General features: G+C 46.4%; 14 protein-coding genes and 1 tRNA gene. 9 read left to right on the plus strand and 6 right to left on the minus strand.

Annotated elements, in window-relative coordinates; translation table 11 throughout:
• Positions 1-21 precede the first annotated feature (21 nt).
• On the plus strand, positions 22-1,047 hold the full coding sequence (locus EOO49_RS00835) for a LacI family DNA-binding transcriptional regulator (protein ID WP_290841980.1): 1,026 nt from the start codon (positions 22-24) through the stop codon (positions 1,045-1,047).
• 49 nt (positions 1,048-1,096) lie between these two features.
• Here EOO49_RS00835 and EOO49_RS00840 read toward each other — a convergent pair whose 3' ends face one another.
• Positions 1,097-2,410 carry a serine hydrolase gene (locus EOO49_RS00840; RefSeq protein WP_290841981.1) on the minus strand — a complete coding sequence of 438 codons (1,314 nt, stop codon included), beginning with the start codon at positions 2,408-2,410 and terminating at the stop codon, positions 1,097-1,099.
• 171 nt (positions 2,411-2,581) lie between these two features.
• Here EOO49_RS00840 and EOO49_RS00845 point away from each other — a divergent pair, with 171 nt between their 5' ends.
• Positions 2,582-3,112, plus strand: coding sequence for an ankyrin repeat domain-containing protein (locus EOO49_RS00845; protein WP_290841982.1), 531 nt, complete (start codon positions 2,582-2,584; stop codon positions 3,110-3,112).
• Positions 3,109-3,873, plus strand: coding sequence for a T9SS type A sorting domain-containing protein (locus EOO49_RS00850; protein ID WP_290841983.1), 765 nt, complete (start codon positions 3,109-3,111; stop codon positions 3,871-3,873). The genes EOO49_RS00845 and EOO49_RS00850 overlap by 4 nt, the downstream gene beginning before the upstream one ends.
• A gap of 71 nt (positions 3,874-3,944) precedes the next feature.
• Here the strand turns inward: EOO49_RS00850 and EOO49_RS00855 are convergent, their stop codons facing one another.
• Positions 3,945-4,598 carry a DUF1579 domain-containing protein gene (locus tag EOO49_RS00855; RefSeq protein ID WP_290841984.1) on the minus strand — a complete coding sequence of 218 codons (654 nt, stop codon included), beginning with the start codon at positions 4,596-4,598 and terminating at the stop codon, positions 3,945-3,947.
• A 435-nt stretch (positions 4,599-5,033) separates the two neighbouring features.
• Positions 5,034-7,868 carry a DNA polymerase I gene (gene polA / locus EOO49_RS00860; protein WP_290841985.1) on the minus strand — a complete coding sequence of 945 codons (2,835 nt, stop codon included), beginning with the start codon at positions 7,866-7,868 and terminating at the stop codon, positions 5,034-5,036.
• 244 nt (positions 7,869-8,112) lie between these two features.
• On the opposite strand from polA, the gene EOO49_RS00865 reads away from it, so the two are divergent.
• Positions 8,113-9,342 carry a metallophosphoesterase gene (locus EOO49_RS00865; protein ID WP_290841986.1) on the plus strand — a complete coding sequence of 410 codons (1,230 nt, stop codon included), beginning with the start codon at positions 8,113-8,115 and terminating at the stop codon, positions 9,340-9,342.
• A gap of 49 nt (positions 9,343-9,391) precedes the next feature.
• Positions 9,392-9,688 (plus strand): thioredoxin family protein, encoded by a 297-nt coding sequence (locus tag EOO49_RS00870; protein ID WP_290841987.1) that lies wholly within the window; start codon positions 9,392-9,394, stop codon positions 9,686-9,688.
• Here EOO49_RS00870 and EOO49_RS00875 read toward each other — a convergent pair whose 3' ends face one another.
• Both EOO49_RS00875 and EOO49_RS00880 read right to left on the minus strand, forming a co-directional pair.
• Complete coding sequence (locus EOO49_RS00875) at positions 9,689-10,327, minus strand: polysaccharide deacetylase family protein (RefSeq protein ID WP_290841988.1); 639 nt, start codon at positions 10,325-10,327, stop codon at positions 9,689-9,691. It lies immediately after the preceding gene.
• A gap of 63 nt (positions 10,328-10,390) precedes the next feature.
• Positions 10,391-13,612, minus strand: a complete 3,222-nt coding sequence (locus EOO49_RS00880; RefSeq protein ID WP_290841989.1) for a DUF2723 domain-containing protein — start codon at positions 13,610-13,612, stop codon at positions 10,391-10,393.
• A 214-nt stretch (positions 13,613-13,826) separates the two neighbouring features.
• Between EOO49_RS00880 and EOO49_RS00885 the strand changes: the two genes are divergently transcribed.
• Positions 13,827-13,897 (plus strand) — tRNA-Gln (locus EOO49_RS00885).
• A gap of 288 nt (positions 13,898-14,185) precedes the next feature.
• Here EOO49_RS00885 and EOO49_RS00890 read toward each other — a convergent pair.
• Positions 14,186-15,010: a universal stress protein gene (locus EOO49_RS00890; RefSeq protein ID WP_290841990.1), complete on the minus strand. Its 825-nt coding sequence runs from the start codon at positions 15,008-15,010 to the stop codon at positions 14,186-14,188.
• A 169-nt stretch (positions 15,011-15,179) separates the two neighbouring features.
• Between EOO49_RS00890 and rimP the strand changes: the two genes are divergently transcribed.
• Genes rimP through infB form a run of 3 tightly spaced genes read left to right on the plus strand, consistent with a single transcriptional unit; the run spans position 15,180 to position 19,771 of the window.
• The gene (gene rimP / locus EOO49_RS00895; RefSeq protein WP_290841991.1) at positions 15,180-15,644 is read left to right on the plus strand and encodes a ribosome assembly cofactor RimP; all 465 of its coding nucleotides are present in this window, start codon (positions 15,180-15,182) and stop codon (positions 15,642-15,644) included.
• Positions 15,645-15,650: 6 nt separating this feature from the next.
• The gene (gene nusA / locus EOO49_RS00900; protein ID WP_290841992.1) at positions 15,651-16,895 is read left to right on the plus strand and encodes a transcription termination factor NusA; all 1,245 of its coding nucleotides are present in this window, start codon (positions 15,651-15,653) and stop codon (positions 16,893-16,895) included.
• A gap of 53 nt (positions 16,896-16,948) precedes the next feature.
• On the plus strand, positions 16,949-19,771 hold the full coding sequence (infB, locus tag EOO49_RS00905) for a translation initiation factor IF-2 (RefSeq protein WP_290841993.1): 2,823 nt from the start codon (positions 16,949-16,951) through the stop codon (positions 19,769-19,771).
• Positions 19,772-19,812 lie beyond the last annotated feature (41 nt).

The raw sequence follows: 19,812 nt of genomic DNA on the forward strand, positions 1-19,812 counted from the left end.
TCTGATAGAAATCGATTGCCTATGAAGTCTAAAGCCACGCTGAAACAAATCGCAAAAGATCTGCACGTGTCCGTGTCGACCGTTTCCAAAGCACTGAATGACAGTCCGGAAATCAGCGAGCAGACCAAAGCCAAAGTACAGGAATACGCCAAACTCAAGAATTACAAGCCGAACGTCATCGGTTTGAACTTGAAGAATCGCAAGACGAAAACGATCGGCGTTATCATCCCGAATATCCTGAATCCGTTCTTCGCTAAGGTTTTTACCGGAATCGAGAAAATCGCCGACGAAAAAGGATACAATATAATTACGTGTATCTCGAACGAATCGCTCGAAAAGGAAGTGCATGCTCTCGAAATGCTGAGCAACGGCACAATCGACGGTTTCGTGCTGTCGATTTCAGAAGAAGCTCAAAAGAAAAGCGAATTCAACCACTTCAAGCAAATCATAAACGAAGGCACGCCAATCGTGATGTTCGACAGGATTTCTGACGAAGTCGAATGCGACAAAGTGATCGTGGACGATCTCAACTCGGCCGTGAACGCGGTACAGCATTTGGTGGCCACGGGTTGCAAGCGAATTGCATTGTTGTCTTCTATCGACAATTTGAGCGTAGGGAAATTGCGTGCCAAAGGTTTTTACGAAGGCGTGGAGAAAAGAGGCGCGAAGGTCGATGAAGATTTGGTCGTCCTCACTGATTCCACTGAAGATTTCGATACAAGATTGTCCAAGTTGTTCGCCGAAAACAAAATCGACGGCGTTTTTGCGCTTGACGAACACGCATCGGTTTCAGCGATGAAAGCCGCGATCAAAAAAGGCTACAAGATTCCCGAAGAACTTTCGATTATCGGTTTTGCCGATGGCGTCTGGTCGAAAAGACTTACACCAAGTATGTCGACCGTAAGCCAACACGGACCGGAAATTGGAGAAGCGGCCGCCAAATTACTGATCGAAAGACTCGAGAGCAAAGAAGAAGAAGATGCGAAATTCAAAACAGAAGTCATCGCCACAGAATTGCGTCAGCGCGAATCGACCAAAAAACTGTAATTCATCTTACACTATATAAAGAAGAAAGCGGCCGTGAAAGCCGCTTTTTTTATTCCCTGTTGAAATCGACGTTCAATCCGTTTTGTTTCAGGTTCATTTTTCCGTGTGAGAATTCGAGCTTGATTCCCGCGGGCTTGAAAGCGAATTTGGTGTCGCTTTCGGCCTCGAGTGCGAATGAACCTTGTCCGGTGGCTTGCGCCGACAGCTTCCCGTTTTCTATGAAAATCCTGATTTTTAACGGAAATGCCGACGAAGCGTAATTTCCGACATAAGTCTGCAAAATCGATTCGCTCACGGCAATTTCGTTGAACTCGGGAAACTTGTAATCCTGTCCGTAATAAAGTTGCAAGATGCCAAGAGTGATCGCATTCCTGTCAAAATTGTCGCCGTTGATGCAAAGCGCAAAGCCCATTTTCGATTCAGGCTCGAAGCCCGTGACCGAACGGAAATTCTCGATTCCGCCCGTGTGTCCGTAGAACTTTTTGTTGTCGAATGGAAGTGCGATCAAACCCAATCCGTAAGTGTCTTTCAACGTTTTCATTTTCTCGAAAGATGCGGCGCTCATGAGTTTACCGTCGAACAAAGCTTTTGTGAATTGCGTCAAATCTGACGGAGTCGAAACCAAAGCGCCAGCCGAAAATGCAATCGAATTCGACCATTCCGGAATCACATTCCATTTGTTTCCGACAAAAATCGCAGACGAAGCCTCGTTTTTCGAGTGATCGGTTTTCTCTGGCAAATACGTGTTCTTAAGTCCGATTTTCTTGATTATTCGCGTCTGGAGATTTTCGGAATACGACTTTTTGGTCACGTCTTCGATAATGAAACCGAGCAAAATGTAGTTGGAATTGCTGTATGTATATTTGGAATCTGGCGTGAAATCAGATGCAAATCTGTTCATCACATCGACCAATTGCGCTTTCGACATCTTGTTCTGGATGTTTTCTGCGATTATCGAATCGCCCAAAATCTCATGAATTCCAGATCGGTGTCGCAACAACATCTCGATCGTAATCTGGTCGGCGTTTTTGACCTTCGGATAAAATTTCGAGAGTTTGTCCTCGAGCTTGATTTTCTTTTCGTCCACGAGTTGTAGCAAAACCACGGCCGTGAACGGTTTTGTGATCGATCCGACTTTGTACTTCGTGTCCGGATTCGCTACTTTTTGGTTTGCGATATCCGAAAAACCGTAGGCTTTGGCAAACACGATTTTGTCGCTTTCGCGGATGGCGACCGAACCCATGAACTTGTTGTTCGCCTGCAAATACCTAAGCAAACTGTCGATCTTTCGGAATTTTGCATCGGCTTGACCGAAAACCGAACCCGAAAGCAACAGCAAAATTAAAATGTAGGATTTTTTCATCTGATTGTTCGTTTTTGTAAAAATAGTCTTTCGTTTCCGATTTCGGGAATTCTAATCCATCGCTTGCAAATTCTAGGCTCGCTTTATATTTTGCTCATCCGGAATCGAGTTTTAAGCAACGGATTAAAATGTATTGAGCGGGTTTTCATTAATTTAGAGTAAAAATCCGCTATGAAGAAAGTTTACCTATTTGTCGCTTTTTTGGTGTTTTCCCAAATCGGCTACAGCCAAAACGCCGACATTTTCGATCTCGCCCGAACCGGAAGCGCCGAACAAGCCGAAAAGTTGCTGAACCAAGACCAAAAACTCGTCAACACAACAAACACCGACGGGTACACGCCACTTATCTTGGCTTGCTACCGAAGCAACAATGCGGTTGCGAAACTGCTGCTGCAAAAAGGCGCGAACATCGATGCGATTTCTGGAATGGGAACGGCTTTGATGGCCTCGGTCGTGAAGGGAAATCTTGAAATGGCAAAACATCTGATAGAACGCAAAGCCAATCCGAATCTCTCCGATGCGAACGGAACGACCGCGCTTCTTTACTCGGTGATGTTCAAGAAACACGAACTCGCGTCGCTTTTGATGAAATCCGGAGCCGACGCCAATCACAAGGACAACCGCGGACAATCGGCTCTCGATTATGCGATTTTGTCCAACGACGACAAACTGATCGAAATCCTAAAAACCAAAAAGCTATGAACAAAACTACTCTGAACCTTATCGCCCTTTTGGGATGTGCTACTGCGATGGCGCAATTCTCGACCGGCGTGCTGAACGGCACCTCGACCGGCGGAACGAATTTGAACATGACGGCCAAAATTGACGTTTCGGCCACCGAAGTCACTTTGACCTTGACCGGAAATTCCACCGATTGGCTTGGCGTAGGTTTGGGCGCAAGCGGAATGGATTCGGGCGATTGCGTAATCTTCGACGGTACGAATCTATCGGACAGATCTTTTGGCGGAGTTGGAGTCACGCCAGCTCTGGATGCGACCCAAAGTTGGACGGTCACTTCCAATACGGTAAATTCGGGCGTTAGAACCGTAATTGGAACGCGTGCCCTAAATACGGGCGAGCCGAACGATTACGTGTTTGCGAATGCGGCCGGTCCGTTGACGTTGGTTTTTGCCAGAAGAGCCGGAAGCATGACAATCGGATATCACGGAAACAACAGTTGTGGCACGACAATCGCGAATTTGGCTTTGTCTTCGGAAGATTTTTCAGCCGAAAAGGTCAAAATGTATCCGAATCCGGCGAAAGCCAATGTGAGCTTTCAATTGCCTTCGTTTGTGACATCGGGAGAAATCAAAATTTACGACGCTCAGGGCCGAATGGTCAAAAGACAGGAAATTTCAGAAATGGAAACCAACGTCTCGCTAGCCGGAATCCCGACGGGAACTTACATGGCCGTCGTGAGAACGCAACACGGTAATGCGACCAAAACGCTTATCGTAGAATAAAGACGAACAGCTTTCAATCAAGAAAGGCCGGGATTTCTCCACGGCCTTTTTCTTTTTTGGTCCACTCAGGTTCACTTTCGCTTCATCTCGATTTCCAGCGATTTGAATTCTTTTCCGGCTGGATCGGTGTCGAACATTTCCATTTTGCGGGTGTTGTCGTCAACCCAAGTGAAAACTTCCCTGAACTTTTTGTCCTTTTTGGTCATCGGATCTGGCATGTTGCCGGTAAAAGTGATCGATTTCGTATTTGGATCGTAGTCGCCCGTCACGAACATCGTTCCCGTTCCCATGTTGTCGCGCCACGTCGATTCGAACTTATTCGAGGCGTTGTTGTAGCTCACGGTCGAAACGCCCTCAAACGGCTGGCCCATCATTTTGCCTTTGTAGCTCGCTTCCTGGTAGCGTCCGCCCATTGTCATTTTGATGTCGGCTGTCGCGTCTTCCTTGGTTGGTTTTTTCGGATCCATAAAGGATGTCATCGTGACTTTCCAGCTACCCGTGTCGGCGGCCAAAAGTTTGTGCATGTCGCCCGGTTTCATGTATGCTTCCCAAGCTTTGTTCATTTCTTCCTGCGACGGCGGCGTTGCGGCTTCGGCGCTTTCTGTTGTTGGCACTTCGACTTTTACGGTGTCTGTCGTGCTGGTTTCTACTGCTTTGTCTTCGGCTTTTTTACAGCCTGTGAGCGCCAAGGTGAGAATGGCCGCGCCCAAAAATACATTTTTCATAATCAGTTGTTTTTTATGTTGGTTGCTTAAAGTTAGGGAAATTCCGGTTTGGTTTGGACGGATTTTTTGGGTGGGTTTTGGGTAAACATTTAACAATTTCTACAGATTTTCTGTAACGAAATGTCGCGGCAAAACCTTACGTTCGTAAAACCTAACAGGATTTGAATCCCTGTTAGGTTTTACGGCCCCAAAAATTGATGTGTTTTTGTAGTGGTGATTTCAGGTGTTTTAATCCGATAAGGTTCCATTTTCAAAACTACAAATTCACCTGACTTGACCAAGATTTCCGGCAATCCGGAAAAACGGTCATCGCTACAAAAAAGGAATTTTATTTCGACATTTTTTTCGAATTGCACGTATCAAAAAACGGCGTCAAAACTGAACATTTTCAATTTCGAAGCCGTATTCCATCCTAAAATCCGCGAAGGCGAAACCTCAATGCGCTTCGAGCCAATCGTTTCCGGCGCCCATTTCGACTTCCAAAGGAACAGCAAGCGTAAAAGCATTTTCCATTTCGTGCTTGATCATCGGTTTGATTGCTTCGAGTTCATCTTTGTACACGTCGAACACCAATTCGTCATGCACTTGCAGCAACATTTTGCTCTTCCAATTTTCTGAAGTGAGTTTTTTGTGGATGTTGATCATCGCGATCTTTATAATGTCGGCGGCGCTTCCCTGAATCGGGGCGTTTACAGCATTTCTTTCGGCCGCGCCACGAACAACTTGGTTGGCCGAATTGATGTCCTTCAAATAACGTCGGCGACCGGAAATCGTCGAAACGAAACCTTGTTCGCGCGCAATCTCGATCTGCTCACTGATATAATTGCGAAGTTTCGGATACGATTTGTAATAAGCATCGATCAAAGCCGCACTTTCACTTCTCGTAAGCGAAGTCTGGTTGCTCAATCCGAAAGCCGAAACACCGTAAATGATTCCGAAATTCACTGTTTTGGCATTGCTTCTTTGCTCGCGCGTCACATCTTCCAAAGCGACATTGAACACTTTTGCCGCCGTCGATTTATGAATGTCCTCGTTGTTGCGAAAAGCCTCGATCATGTTTTCTTCTCCCGAAAGCGCCGCGATGATGCGAAGTTCGATCTGCGAATAATCGGCAGAAAGCAAAGTGTAATTTTCGTCTCTCGGAATGAACGCCTTCCTGATTTGGCGACCGCGTTCGGTTCGTATCGGAATGTTCTGAAGGTTCGGATTGTTCGAGCTCAAACGTCCGGTTGCCGCCACTGCCTGCATATAATCGGTGTGGACGCGGCCCGTTTTCCCGCAAACCTGAGCCGGAAGCGCAGTCACGTAAGTACTTTGCAACTTTACGAGTTGTCGCCAGTCGAGAATGTCCTGAACAAAAGGACTCGAAAGCGCGAGCGTCGACAGGATTTCTTCTCCGGTCGCGTATTGTCCGGTTTTGGTCTTCTTGATTTTCCCGCCTCCGATTTTCATCTTGTCGAACAAGATCTCGCCCAATTGTTTCGGCGAACCGAGGTTGAAAGTTTCTCCCGCAGCCTCGTAAATGCCGCGTTCGAGTTTTATGATGTCTTCGGCCAATTCCGATGAAAGGTTCGCCAGAAAGTCTGAGTCGAGTCGCACGCCTTCCATTTCCATATCGGCTAAAACCTGAACCAGCGGCACTTCGATTTCGTCAAAAAGTTTTCGCGTGTCGGTTTTGTCGAGAATCGGGGCGAAGTGTTCTTTCAATTGAAGTGTCACATCGGCGTCTTCCGAAGCGTATTCCTTGACTTCCTCGAGCGCCACATCGCGCATCGTTTTTTGGCCTTTGCCTTTTTTACCGATTAGTTCCTCGATCGATTTTGGCGAATATTTGAGATAAGTTTCCGACAAAACGTCCATGTTGTGGCGCATGTCAGGGTTTATCAAATAATGGGCAAGCATCGTATCGAACAGTTTTCCTTTGACCGTAATGCCGTAATTCGACAGTATTTTGAGATCGTATTTGATGTTTTGTCCAATTTTTTCGATCGACTCGTTTTCGTAAAACGGAAGGAATTTGTCAACAACGACTTGCGCGTCCGACTGATTTTCGGGAATCGGGACATAAAATCCCTTTCCTTTTTCCCAGGAAAACGAAAGCCCGACGAGTTCGGCAGTAATCGGGTCAAGTCCGGTCGTTTCGGTGTCAAAACTCACCGAAGTCTGTTTCAGCAAATTATTCACCAACAGTTTTATCGCGAAATCACCTTCGACCGATTGGTAGAAATGTTCCGTGTTTTCAAGCGTCGCATAAGGATTCGTGGCGATCGTATCGTTTCCTTCACCGTGAATTTCGGCGAAAAGATCGAACTGCGATTCGCTCCTGACGATGGTTTTCGTTGGAGCGATTCCTTGGGTTTCGGCCGTTTGGTAATTCTCGTTCTTATTGAAGAACAATTGGTTGAACTGTTCGGCCATCCGTCTGAATTCGAGCTCGAGAAAAAGTTCCTGAACCTTGTCGCCGTCCGGTTTGGTAAGTTCGTAATCTTCTTCGTTGAACTGCACGTCGCAGTCGCATATTATCGTGGCAAGTTGTTTGGAAAGAATCCCGAGTGCTTTGTTTTCCTCGATTTTCTCCTTCATTTTGCCTTTGAGTTTGTCAGTGTTTTCGAGCAGGTTTTCCATCGTCCCGAATTCGGCCAACAGCTTTTTGGCAGTGACTTCACCAACGCCAGGCAATCCCGGAATGTTGTCTACCGCATCGCCCATCATTCCCAGAAAGTCGATCACTTGTTCAGGCCTTTCGATTCCGAAGCGTTCCAAAACTTCGGGAATTCCCCAAATCTCGATGCCGTTTCCAAGCCGCGCCGGACGATACATGAAAACGTTTTCCGAAACCAATTGGGCGTAATCCTTGTCTGGCGTGACCATAAAAACCTGATAGCCTTCTTTTTCGGCTTGTTTGGCGACCGTTCCGATCAAATCGTCGGCTTCACAACCGGCCAATTCGATGATTGGAATGTGCATCGCCTTGAGAATTTGCTGAATCCAAGGAATAGCAATCTTAATCGCTTCGGGCGTTTCATCGCGGTGCGCTTTGTACTGCGGATACATTTCGGTGCGAACCGTGCTGCCTTCTTTGTCGAAAGCCACGGCCAAATGGTCTGGTTTTTCGCGCTTGATCACATCGAGAAGCGAGTTCATGAAACCCAATATAGCCGAAGTGTCCATGCCTTTCGAATTCACACGCGGATTCTTGATCAATGCGTAATATCCGCGGAAAATAAGGGCGTAAGCGTCGAGGAGAAACAGTCGTTTTTGTGCTGACATAATCTTGTTTTGAAGGGATTCAAAAGTACGAAATCACAAATGACTTTGAACAAAAAAAGGCCGGTCGAAAATTGATCGCCAGTTCGGGTTGAATCAAATCTGGGTCTGAATTTTCAAAATCGGAAGCCTTTGAAGCGACAAAAAAGCCTGGCCGCCAACGCAAAGTGATTTTCTGCGTTAATTTTGTCCAAATAAAAAAGCAAATGCGGCTTCAGGTTCGGTAATTTGCAGAAAATTTTTTCGGATGTTCCGTTGGTTACTCTTCGCCATTTTCGTCGTCATCGTCGAAACTTACGCCTATCAAGCCTTTAAAACCGTTACGAAAGTCAAATGGCTTTTGATCGCTTATCAGCTGATTTCACTGTTCGCAATCGTTTATATCGTTTACCAATTCACGCAGTTCGACAGGAAAGTCGGGCAGACGCGCGTTACCTTGTTCACACTCGGTTTGGTCCTTATCATTTACATTCCGAAAATCCTGCTCATGCTTTTCATGTTTTTGGAGGACGTTTTCCGGGTTTCGGGCGCTTTCGTGAACTTGGTTACCAAAAGTCGCGAAGGCGATTTCTTGCCGGACCGACGCAAATTCGTGAGTACGATCGCGCTCGGAATCGCATCGATCCCGTTTTTGTCTTTGGCATACGGAATGAAATGGGGCAAGTACAACTTCAAAGTGATTCGCCAACAGCTTTTTTTCCCTGATTTGCCCGATGCATTCGACGGTTTCACGCTTACGCAGATTTCTGACGTACATTCGGGAAGTTTCGATAACGAGGAAAAAATCAGGTATGCGATCGATCTGATAAACGAACAAGATACCGATATGTGTCTATTTACGGGCGATATCGTAAATACGCATGCCAAGGAAATGTTTCCGTGGATTGATACTTTCAAGCGGATAAAGTCTTACCGATACGGGAAATATTCGGTTTTGGGCAATCATGACTACGGCGAATACATCGATTGGAATTCCCAAAAGGAAAAGGACGAGAATTTCCAGGCGATCAAGAATCTGTACGGGCAAATCGGGTTCGATCTGATGCTAAACGAGCACAAGATCATCGAGAAAGACGGACAGAGAATCGCATTGGTCGGCGTTGAAAATTGGGGACGCAACTTCAAACAAGTCGGCGATTTGGCCAAAGCATCACAAGGTTTGGGCAAAGACGATTTCAAGATATTGATGTCGCACGATCCTTCGCATTGGGACGAGAAAGTGCAGCACGACCCGAAGCATTACCAACTGACTTTATCCGGACACACTCACGGACTGCAATTTGGGATAGAGATTCCGGGTTTCATCAAGTGGAGTCCGGTGCAATACGTGTACAAACAATGGGCTGGATTGTATGAAAACCTCGGTCGTTACATTTACGTAAACCGCGGCTTCGGCTTCCACGCTTACCCCGGACGAGTTGGCATTTGGCCAGAAATTACGGTCATTGAGCTAAAAAAAGGCTCAAAATTATCGTGATATGTTAAAAATGCTATATTTGTAGGGCAATGGTTAAATTTTTAGGACTATGTCAAAATTTGGCGAACTGATCAACGCTCCCGTTCCCGTTCTCATTGACTTCTATACTGAGTGGAACGAGCAGTCCGTATCCATGCATCCCGTTATTCGCGATGTGGCCGCGGCTTTGGGTGACAAGGCTAAGGTGATCAAGATTGATGTGGACAAAAACCAGGAATTGGCCGACGCGCTTCGCATAAAAGGCCTTCCGACGCTGATGATCTACAAAGGCGGACAGATGATGTGGCGTCAATCAGGAGAACTCGATGCCAATACGATCATCGGTTTGGTGCAGGAACAACTCTAGTCAATTCAACGCGGCGCATTCGAAGCCGTTGTCTTTCAGATATTTCAAGGTCTTCGGAAGTGCGAAACTCATGTTCTCGAACGCTTTCTGGCTGTCGTGGAAAATCACTATACTTCCCGGACCTATGTTGTCCAGGACGTTTTTGAGGCATTCTTCGGGCGTGATCGTCTGGTCGAAATCGGCGCTCAAAACATCCCACATTATTATTTTGTAACCCATTTTTCGCAATTTCTTCGATTGTGACAAGGTGACTTTCGCATAAGGCGGACGCATGAGTTTGGATGTGTCCGATGTGATGGTGTCGAATTGGTGCTGGCAAAGTTTGACGTTTTCGAGATATTCGGCTTCGGGCGTGTTCCATCCGTTAAGGTGATTGAAAGTGTGGTTTCCGAACGAATGTCCATCGGCTAAAATCCTTTTGAAAATGTCCGGATTTTTCCTGATGTTGTCTCCGATGCAGAAAAACGTGGCTTTTGCGTTATATCTGCCAAGTAAATCGAGCACGAATCCAGTAGCTTCGGGAATCGGGCCGTCGTCGAATGTCAAATACACTTTTTTGGACTCGCACGGCATGTTCCAAACAAAATTCGGGAACAGTTTCTTGATGAACCAATGCGTTTTTATCCAATACGGTTTCATGACGAGAAGATATGAAAAATGCGGCTGTTACACCGCATTTGTTCTGTTTTGGAAAGGTTAAACTTACTCTGGATCGCGTCCGAAGAGCTTGAATTTTTCGTTGTATTGGTTGAAAGCCGCGCGGTTCTTCTGATAAAACTCGACGTCGCCTCTTTCTTTCATGACTTGAAGCAAACTTCTGTAACGCTCGATCGCACTTACGATATCGACCGCGATCAAACCTTGCTCGGAATTTCTCAATTCCTTGTAATACGTCAATTCCTGTTGGTATTTCACGATCAATTTTTGAAGCAATTCGCGAGCGCGTGCTTTTTCGCCAACTTCGTAAAGTCCTCCGGCGAACGGTTCCAACATCGTGTAATAGCCGTAATAATCCATCGGCATTTTTGTAAGCGCAAGGTCGATGACTTTTTTGGCTTTGTCGTTTTTGCCTTCGTTTATGAGTTGTTCCATCAAACGCGCCATATTTGTGCGATATGTGATCGAATTCTTGCGCGTTTCCGGATCGTGGTAGATTTTCGTGCTCTCGCCGTTGCCCCAATCCCATTTCATGACGAGGTTGTACATTTTGTCAGAATCGATGCTTCCCATGTCTAGCATACTCGGCGCTTTCTCGAGCGAAGTTTTCATCGGAACGAGCTTGTAAACCACACCATCGAGTTGCAGATAGTCTTTCATCCACAGATAATCGTCGTCACCGAAACTTCCGCCAGTAAAGTAAATTGGGCGTTTCCAGTTGTTGTTCAATAAGATGTCAAGCATCATGATTCGGTTTTTGTAAATCGCCTGGCCTTTGATTTCAATATCGATGTGCGAAACGATCGAATCGCTGTATTTTGCATCGAGGATCTTGTTTGCCAAAACGGCATTTTTGTCTACCGGAATCCTGATCTTATTTGTCGGGAAGAAGTGGTATTTCTGTCCGTTGGGGAAAGTCAGTTTGGCACGCGGATCTTCGAGTTTCAAAAATCCGATGAAATCCTTCAACGCCATCGTGTCTTTGGTGCGCTCCTGATAAACCGCGTAATCGAGTTTATCTCCCACGTATTTCTCGTGGTCGAACGAAATTGGCGCGCCTTCCGCATCCCAGGTTTTCATTTTCGACTGATCGATGTACCAATCTGTCATGAAAAGGCTCGTATTGATGATTTTTACGTCGCGTCTCACGCCTTCGATTTCCTGTGCGTACCAAAGCGGGAAAGTATCGTTGTCGCCTATCGTGAATAAAATCGCATTCTTATCGCATGAATTCAGGTAGTTCTTGGCCATCGCGATCGCCGTGTAGCGTCCGGAGCGATCGTGGTCGTCCCAGTTTTGGGAAGCCATCAAAATCGGAGAAGCGAGCAACGTCACGACAGTAACTATAGGGACGAGGATTTTTGGTGCGAGTTTGGTTTTGAGCATTTCGTAAATCGCGTAAGCTCCGAATCCGACCCAAATCGCGAATACGTAAAAAGATCCGACCAAGGCGTAATCCCTTTCGCGAGGTTCAAACGGTCTTTCGTTCAGATAAATTTTGAGCGCCAATCCCGTGAAAAGGAACAAAGCGAGCAAAACGTAGAAACTCTTGAGGTCTTTGTTCGCGTGCCAAGCCAATCCGATAAGGCCAAGAAGGAACGGCAGGAAGAAATACATGTTTCGGCCTTTGTTGTTCTTGAAATCGTCCGGAAGATTCTTTTGCGAACCCAAGTGCATTTCGTCTATCGCAGTGATTCCGCTAAGCCAGTTTCCGTCGAGGTTGTCATATTTTCCCTGGACGTCGTTTTGGCGTCCGGTGAAATTCCACATCAGGTATCTCCAATACATGTAGCCGAATTGGTATTCGAACATGAAACTGAGGTTTTCGCCGGTCGAAGGTTTTTCGATCGTGAGATAGTCGCCGTAACTCTTGAGGAATTTGACGTAACCGTCCGCTTCGATTTCACCCGATGCATAAGCGCGTCTGAATTCGGCCACGATGTTTATCAATTGGTCTTTTTCTTCTTCCGATGCGAAATCGTCAATGTCAGGACGGATCTTGAATTTTGGCGCACTCGTGAAGTTGATGTAATTTTCTACGTGATCTGTGCTCCACAAACGAGGCAAAATGGCTTTTTGGTTGTTGTCGCTGTTCTGTTCGGCTTTCTCCCAATTGTTGGTGATTTCGTATTTGCCGGTCTTGTAGTTGCGTTCGTAATTCGGTTTTTTATCCAGATAAGGCACGTCAGCATCGAGTCCGGCGAACATATCAGTGTATTGCGGACCGTAAAACAACGGGTTTGCACCATATTGTTCGCGGTTATAATACGCGAGGAGTTCGGCTGCATCCGACGGCTTATTCTCGTTGATGACGGTATTTGCGTTTGCACGGATCGGCAACATCATCCAAGTCGAAAATCCTAGGAAAATGAAAAGCACGCACAAAACGATGGTGTTGTAGAAAACCAGTCCTTTCTTTTTGGTGTAATTGAGTCCGAAGTAGAAAAAAGCCAAGACGATCAAAACTGCGATGATCGTTCCGGAGTTAAAAGGAAGTCCGACGCTATTTACCATGAAAATCTCCGACTTGGCAAAAAACGCCAAAGTCCAAGGCAACAAAAGCTGGAAAATAAACAACAGGATTCCAACCACGACGATATTGGCCACGATGAAATTCTTGATCGTGATCGTTTTGTAGTTCTTGAAATAATAAAGATATCCGATGGAAGGAATCGTCAAAATCGCCATAAAGTGAACCCCGAAAGAAAGTCCGACGACTAGCGAAATAATGAGCAACCACTTGTTTCCGCGCGGCGTATGCATTTCTTCTTCCCAACGCAATCCGAGCCAAAGCAACAAGGCGATCAACAACATCGCCATGGCGTAAACTTCCGCTTCGACGGCATTGAACCAGAAACTGTCGGTAAATGTGAAGGTCAAAGCGCCAACCAATGAGGCGCCCAAAACCATTTTGGCGTTGCTGTCGTTCCATTCGGAAAAATTGGTGACGATTTTCCTTACTATGATCGTGGACGACCAAAACATGAAAAGAATTGTGAAAGCACTAGAGATGACAGATAGTAAATTCACCATCAAAGCCACATAAGTGTCGTTTGGAGCGAACATCGCGAAAACGGCTCCAAGCATCTGGAACAAAGGTGCTCCGGGCGGGTGACCGACTTCTAGGTTGGCCGAAGTGGCGATGTATTCGCCGCAATCCCAGAAACTCATGGTTGGTTCGACGGTAAGAACGTAGACAAGCAATGCAATTGAAAAAGCGATCCATCCGGTGATCGTGTTCCACTTGCGGAAGTTGAAATCTGTCATTGTACAGAGGTTGTTTAGTGTTACAAAGAAACTGTTTTTTTGCCAATGGTTTGGGCAGTTAACAAAAAAATCTGAGTGATCTGGCGCGGGCCGGATATGTAAATTGTTGTAAAAGACGGGCTTCGGAAACAGATGTCACAGTTCTCGAGAAAATTTTAAAAAAAACTTGCGCGGAATAAATTTTGTTGTAAATTTGCCCTCGCAATAGCAAAGCTGGTCCATGGTGTAATGGTAACACTACGGTTTTTGGTGCCGTCTTTCTAGGTTCGAGTCCTAGTGGACCAACTTAAGAAGCCTCCGTTTTTCGGAGGCTTTTTTATTTTTGTTGCGTTGCCTGCCGGCCGAAACGAATCTGGTTTCGTGAAAAATCGGTTGTTGGCTGCTGTTCTTTTTGGAGCGAAAAGTTCCAGATTCAAAATCAAATCCCAAAGTCTATCGGTTTCATATCCAATATTCCGAAAAGCTCTATTGTGTTTTGTGCATTCTGATAAAGCAAAAAGCCCGCTGCATCGCAACGGACTTTTGTGTATTGGTTCCAATTTTTTCCGATAGATATCGAAATGGGATTTACTTCTAGATTTTGAAAGTAATAACCGGACGAATTGCGTGATTGACCAAATCCTCGCTGATGCTTCCGTTGAAAAAGTGGGCGAAACCGGTTCTTCCGTGCGTGCACATTCCAATAAGGTCTGCTTTTACGCTGTTGGCGAAGTTCAGGATTCCTTTTTCGACGTTCACATCGTTGTAAATGTGCATGGAATAATTTTCGTAATTCACGTCTCGCATGAAATCGCTCATGATGTTCTCTGCGACTTGTGTCGGTTTGAAGCTGTTTGGCGTGTTTATCATTACGAGTTTCAGATGTGACCCGAAATGTGTGGCGATATCAAGCAATTGTTTGAAAGGCTTTTTGATTTCTTCCGAAAAGTCAGAGGCGAACACGAAACTGTCTGCTTTGAATTCCGGCATTTCGTTCTTGATGACCAAAACCGGAACTTCCGAACTTCTCACGACTTTCTCTGCGTTTGATCCTATGAACATTTCGTGGAATCCGCTTGCGCCGTGTGAGCCCATGACGATAAAGTCGGCATTCTCTTTTTTGGCCACAGAGTTGACACCTTCGAAGACTTTTCCGAAGCGCGTGGTTTCGGTAACGGTAAGTCCGTCGAGATACGGCGCATCGAGCAAAGCCTCGAATTTGATGATCGCCTGGTTTTTGAAAAAGATGATTTCGGGGATATCCGCTCCTTGAGTCAACGCATCGCTTCCTTCGTGCGGCAATTCAAGCATGTGCAACAGTACGATTTCGCTGTTCTGTTTTCTGGCGATTTGGGCGGCCACTTTCAGGGCGTATTCCGCTTGGTCAGAGAAGTCGGTCGGCACTAGTATTTTCTTCATGTCGAAAAGTTTGAAAAATGGTGAATGATTGTTTGTTCTTAAAATAAAGTTACGAATATTTTAACTGTTAAGGCCAGTTTTTGGATTACAAAAAAATGTCTATATTTGCACCGTTATTTATTGAAAACTAAATAATGAGGGGACGCGAGTCCCCTCTTTTTATAACTATATGACATTTAAAGAAAAAGTCACCGAACTTTTGGATGCGGCTCTCGAGGAGCGTCCCGAAATTTTCCTGATCGACCTCAAGATCGAGGACAACGGCAAGATTACCGTAACGCTCGACGGAGACAACGGCGTGACACTACAGGATTGCATTGACGTAAGCCGTGCGATCGAACACAATCTCGACCGCGAAGAACAGGATTTTGCACTCGAAGTGGCTTCGGGCGGAGCGACGTCTCCGCTGAAACTCGTCCGGCAGTACAAAAAAAACCTGGGAAGAACGCTGCTGGTCAAGACCGCAACTGAAACCATCGAGGCCGAAATCACGGACGCAAACGACGATTTCATTACGCTTGAGTGGGAAGCGCGCGAACCGAAAAAGGTCGGAAAAGGAAAAGAAACTGTTCAAAAGAAACAGGAAATAAAATATTCAGAAATCAAAGAAGCAACTGTTACAATTAAATTTTAGAGTTATATGGAAAATCTCGCATTAATCGACTCGTTTTCAGAGTTCAAGGATGATAAATTGATCGATCGCGTTACGCTGATGGCAATCCTTGAAGATGTATTCAGAAATGCATTGAAGAAGAAATTCGGATCGGATGAGAATTTTGACATAATCATCAACCCTGACAAGGGCGATATGGAAATCTGGAGACGTCGCGTAATTGTTGCCGACGAAGATCTGGATTTGGAAAACGAGGAAATCACGCTTACCGAAGCCCGCAGAATCGAGCCTGACTTTGAAATCGGCGAGGAAGTTTCAGAAGAAGTGAAATTGATCGATTTGGGACGCCGCGCAATTTTGGCTTTGCGTCAGAACCTGATCTCAAAAATACACGAACACGACAATACGAACCTTTACAAGCAATTTAAAGACCTTATCGGCGAAATTTATACTGCTGAAGTTCACCACGTAAGACCAAGAGTCGTAATTTTGGTTGACGACGAAGGAAACGAGATCGTGCTTCCGAAGGAAAAGCAAATCCCGAGCGACTTTTTCCGCAAAGGAGACAACGTCCGCGGAATCATCGAAAACGTCGAGCTTAAAGGAAATAAACCGCAAATCGTGATGTCACGTACATCTGAAAAATTCCTCGAGAAATTGTTCGAACAGGAAATTCCGGAGGTTTTCGACGGTTTGATCATGGTGAAGAACGTCGTGCGCATTCCGGGAGAAAAGGCGAAAGTTGCCGTTGATTCCTATGATGACAGAATCGATCCGGTTGGAGCTTGCGTCGGTATGAAGGGTTCACGTATCCACGGAATCGTTCGCGAACTCGGAAACGAGAACATCGACGTGATCAATTATACCAATAATATCCAACTTTATATTACACGTGCGCTAAGTCCGGCGAAAGTATCTTCGATCAAATTGAACGAAGAGAACAAAAGAGCCGAGGTTTATTTGAAACTTGAAGAGGTTTCGAAAGCGATCGGACGTGGCGGACACAACATCAAGCTAGCTGGGTTGCTAACAGGTTATGAGCTGGATGTCATCCGCGAAGGAAACGTCGCCGAGGAAGAAGACGACGTTGAATTGACCGAATTCTCTGATGAGATCGAAGGTTGGGTAATCGAAGAGTTCGCAAAAATCGGTCTTGACACGGCGAAAAGCGTGTTGAAACAAGATGTTGCCGACCTTGTCAGAAGAACCGACCTCGAAGAGGAAACCATTCTTGACGTGATGCGTATCCTGAAAGAGGAATTCGAAGGCTAATTACAAAACACACCTACAACAACACGACTACAGTTAATAACTAAAAAGATTTTATGTCTGACGAAAGAACAATAAGAATTAACAAGGTTTTACGGGAGCTGAACATTTCCTTGGACCGTGCCGTGGATCATCTCAAAGACAAAGGAATTGCCGTTGAGTCGAACCCGAACGCCAAGATTTCTCAGGGCGAGTACGACTTGTTGATGAACCAGTTCGCGGGCGATCGCGGAAACAAGGTGGCATCACAAGAAGTCGGCGAGGAGAAGCGCAAGGAAAAGGAAGCACTCCGTGTCGAGAGGGAAAAAGAAATCGAAGACAAACGAAAATTGGACGAGGAACGCGCCAAGCAACAGGAAGTTATCCGTGCGAAAGCGAACGTTGCCGGTCCAAAAACCGTAGGAACGATTGACCTCGAGAAAAAGCCGGCAGCTCAAGAAGCTCCAAAGGTCGTCGCCGAAAGCGAGGCGCCTAAGGAAGTTTCGCAGCCTGCAGTTGAGTCAGAAGTAAAACAACCGGAAGCTCCTGTTCAAAAGCAGGAAGAACCGAAGCAAGCCGAAGTGAAAGCTACGGTTGGAACGCCGGCCGCACCTACAGCGCCGATAGCTGCGAAAAATCCGGTTGCACCGGCGACTCCAGCTACGCCTGCAACTCCGGCTGCCGCGCCAGGCGAAGAGACTTTCCAGACGCAATACCAAAAACTCAGCGGGCCTGTACTTTCAGGCCAAACGATTGACCTTTCCCAGTTCGAGCGCAAGAAGAAAGATCCGCCTGCTCAGGGTGGCGCGAACTCGAACAACGACAAGAACAAGCGTAAAAGAATAGTGAAACCTGCCGGAACAGGTGGTCCAGGAGGACAAAACCGTCCAGGCGGTCCAGGCGGACAGAACCGTCCGGGTGGTCCAGGCGGACAAAACCGTCCGGGTGGCGGCTTCCAGAAAGGCCGTCCTGCCATCGTCTCGAAAGTAGAGCCGACCGAGGAAGAAGTAAAAAACCAGATCCGCGAGACTTTGGAGAAACTCCAAGGAAAAGGCGGCAAGTCGAAAGCGGCGAAATACCGTCGTGACAAAAGAGATACGCACCGTCAGAAGTCGGAAGACGAACAACGTTCAATCGACGAAGGAAGCAAGACTTTGAAAGTTACCGAATTCGTAACCGTAGGGGAAATTGCAAGCATGATGGATGTGCCGATTACGAAAGTCATCGGAACTTGTATGTCACTCGGAATCATGGTGACGCAAAACCAACGTCTCGACGCCGAAACCCTTACGATCGTTGCCGACGAGTTCGGATACGAAGTGGAATTCATCACGACGGACATCGAGGAGAACATCCAGGTTGTCGAAGATCGCGAAGAAGATTTGGTGGGCCGCGCTCCGATCGTTACCGTAATGGGTCACGTCGATCACGGTAAGACCTCATTGCTTGATTACGTCCGTAAGGAAAACGTGATCGCCGGTGAATCTGGAGGAATTACACAGCATATTGGTGCATACGGTGTGCAACTCGACAACGGACAGAAAATCGCGTTCCTCGATACGCCAGGTCATGAAGCGTTTACCGCGATGCGTGCCCGTGGTGCCCAGGTTACCGATATCGCGATCATCGTGGTAGCTGCCGACGACGACATCATGCCACAAACAAAAGAAGCGATCAGTCACGCTCAGGCGGCTAACGTTCCAATCATTTTTGCAATCAACAAAGTCGATAAGCCAACTGCGAATCCGGAGAAAATCAAGGAGCGTTTGGCAGGTATGAACTTGCTTGTGGAAGACTGGGGTGGAAAAATCCAGTCACAGGACATTTCGGCGAAAACCGGATTGAACGTGAAGGAATTGCTCGAAAAGGTATTGCTCGAAGCCGAAATCCTCGACTTGAAAGCGAATCCGGATCGTCCAGCTTCAGGAACTGTTGTCGAGGCGCAACTCGATAAAGGAAAAGGTTACGTCGCGACGATTTTGGTTCAGAACGGAACTTTGAGAGTTGGAGATTACATGCTTGCGGGCAAGAACCACGGAAAAATCCGTGCGATGCACGACGAGCGCGGACACAGCTTGAAAGAAGCCGGTCCGTCTACTCCGGTTTCTGTTCTTGGTCTTGACGGAGCTCCGACAGCCGGTGACAAATTCACGGTTTTCGAAGACGAAAGAGAAGCCAAGCAGATTGCTGCAAAACGCACGCAATTGCAACGCGAGCAATCGGTCAGAACGCAAAAGCACATTACGCTTGCCGAAATCGGTCGCCGTATCGCGCTTGGTCAGTTCAAGGAACTCAACATCATCATCAAAGGTGACGTGGATGGTTCGGTAGAGGCGCTTTCTGACTCGTTCTCGAAATTGTCAACCGAAGAAATCCAGGTGAACATCATCCATAAAGGTGTCGGTGCGATCACGGAAACAGACGTCAACCTGGCATCTGCATCTGACGCAATCATCATCGGATTCAACGTTCGTCCGTCTGCATCGGCCAAACAATTGGCAGATAAGGAAGAAATCGACATCAGAAACTATTCGATCATCTACGCGGCGATCGACGACTTGAAAGATGCGATGGAAGGAATGCTTTCTCCGGAAATCAAGGAAGAAGTTACCGGAACGGCCGAAATTCGCGAATTGTTCAAGATTTCGAAAATCGGAACGATCGCCGGATGTATGGTTACCGATGGAAAGATCTTCCGCTCGTCTAAAGTACGTATCGTTCGCGATGGCGTAGTGGTTCACGACGGAGAATTGACGGCCTTGAGACGTTTCAAGGACGATGTTAAGGAGGTTTCGAAAGGTTACGATTGTGGTATCCAGATCAAAGGATACAACGACATCGAGATGAACGACCTGATCGAGGCTTACCAAGAGGTTCAAGTCAAGAAAAAGTTGAAATAATTCAAATCAAATACTAAGGCTCGTTTATTCGGGCCTTTTTT

Source organism: Flavobacterium sp., assembly GCF_004295795.1.
In the GTDB taxonomy this organism is placed as follows: domain Bacteria; phylum Bacteroidota; class Bacteroidia; order Flavobacteriales; family Flavobacteriaceae; genus Flavobacterium.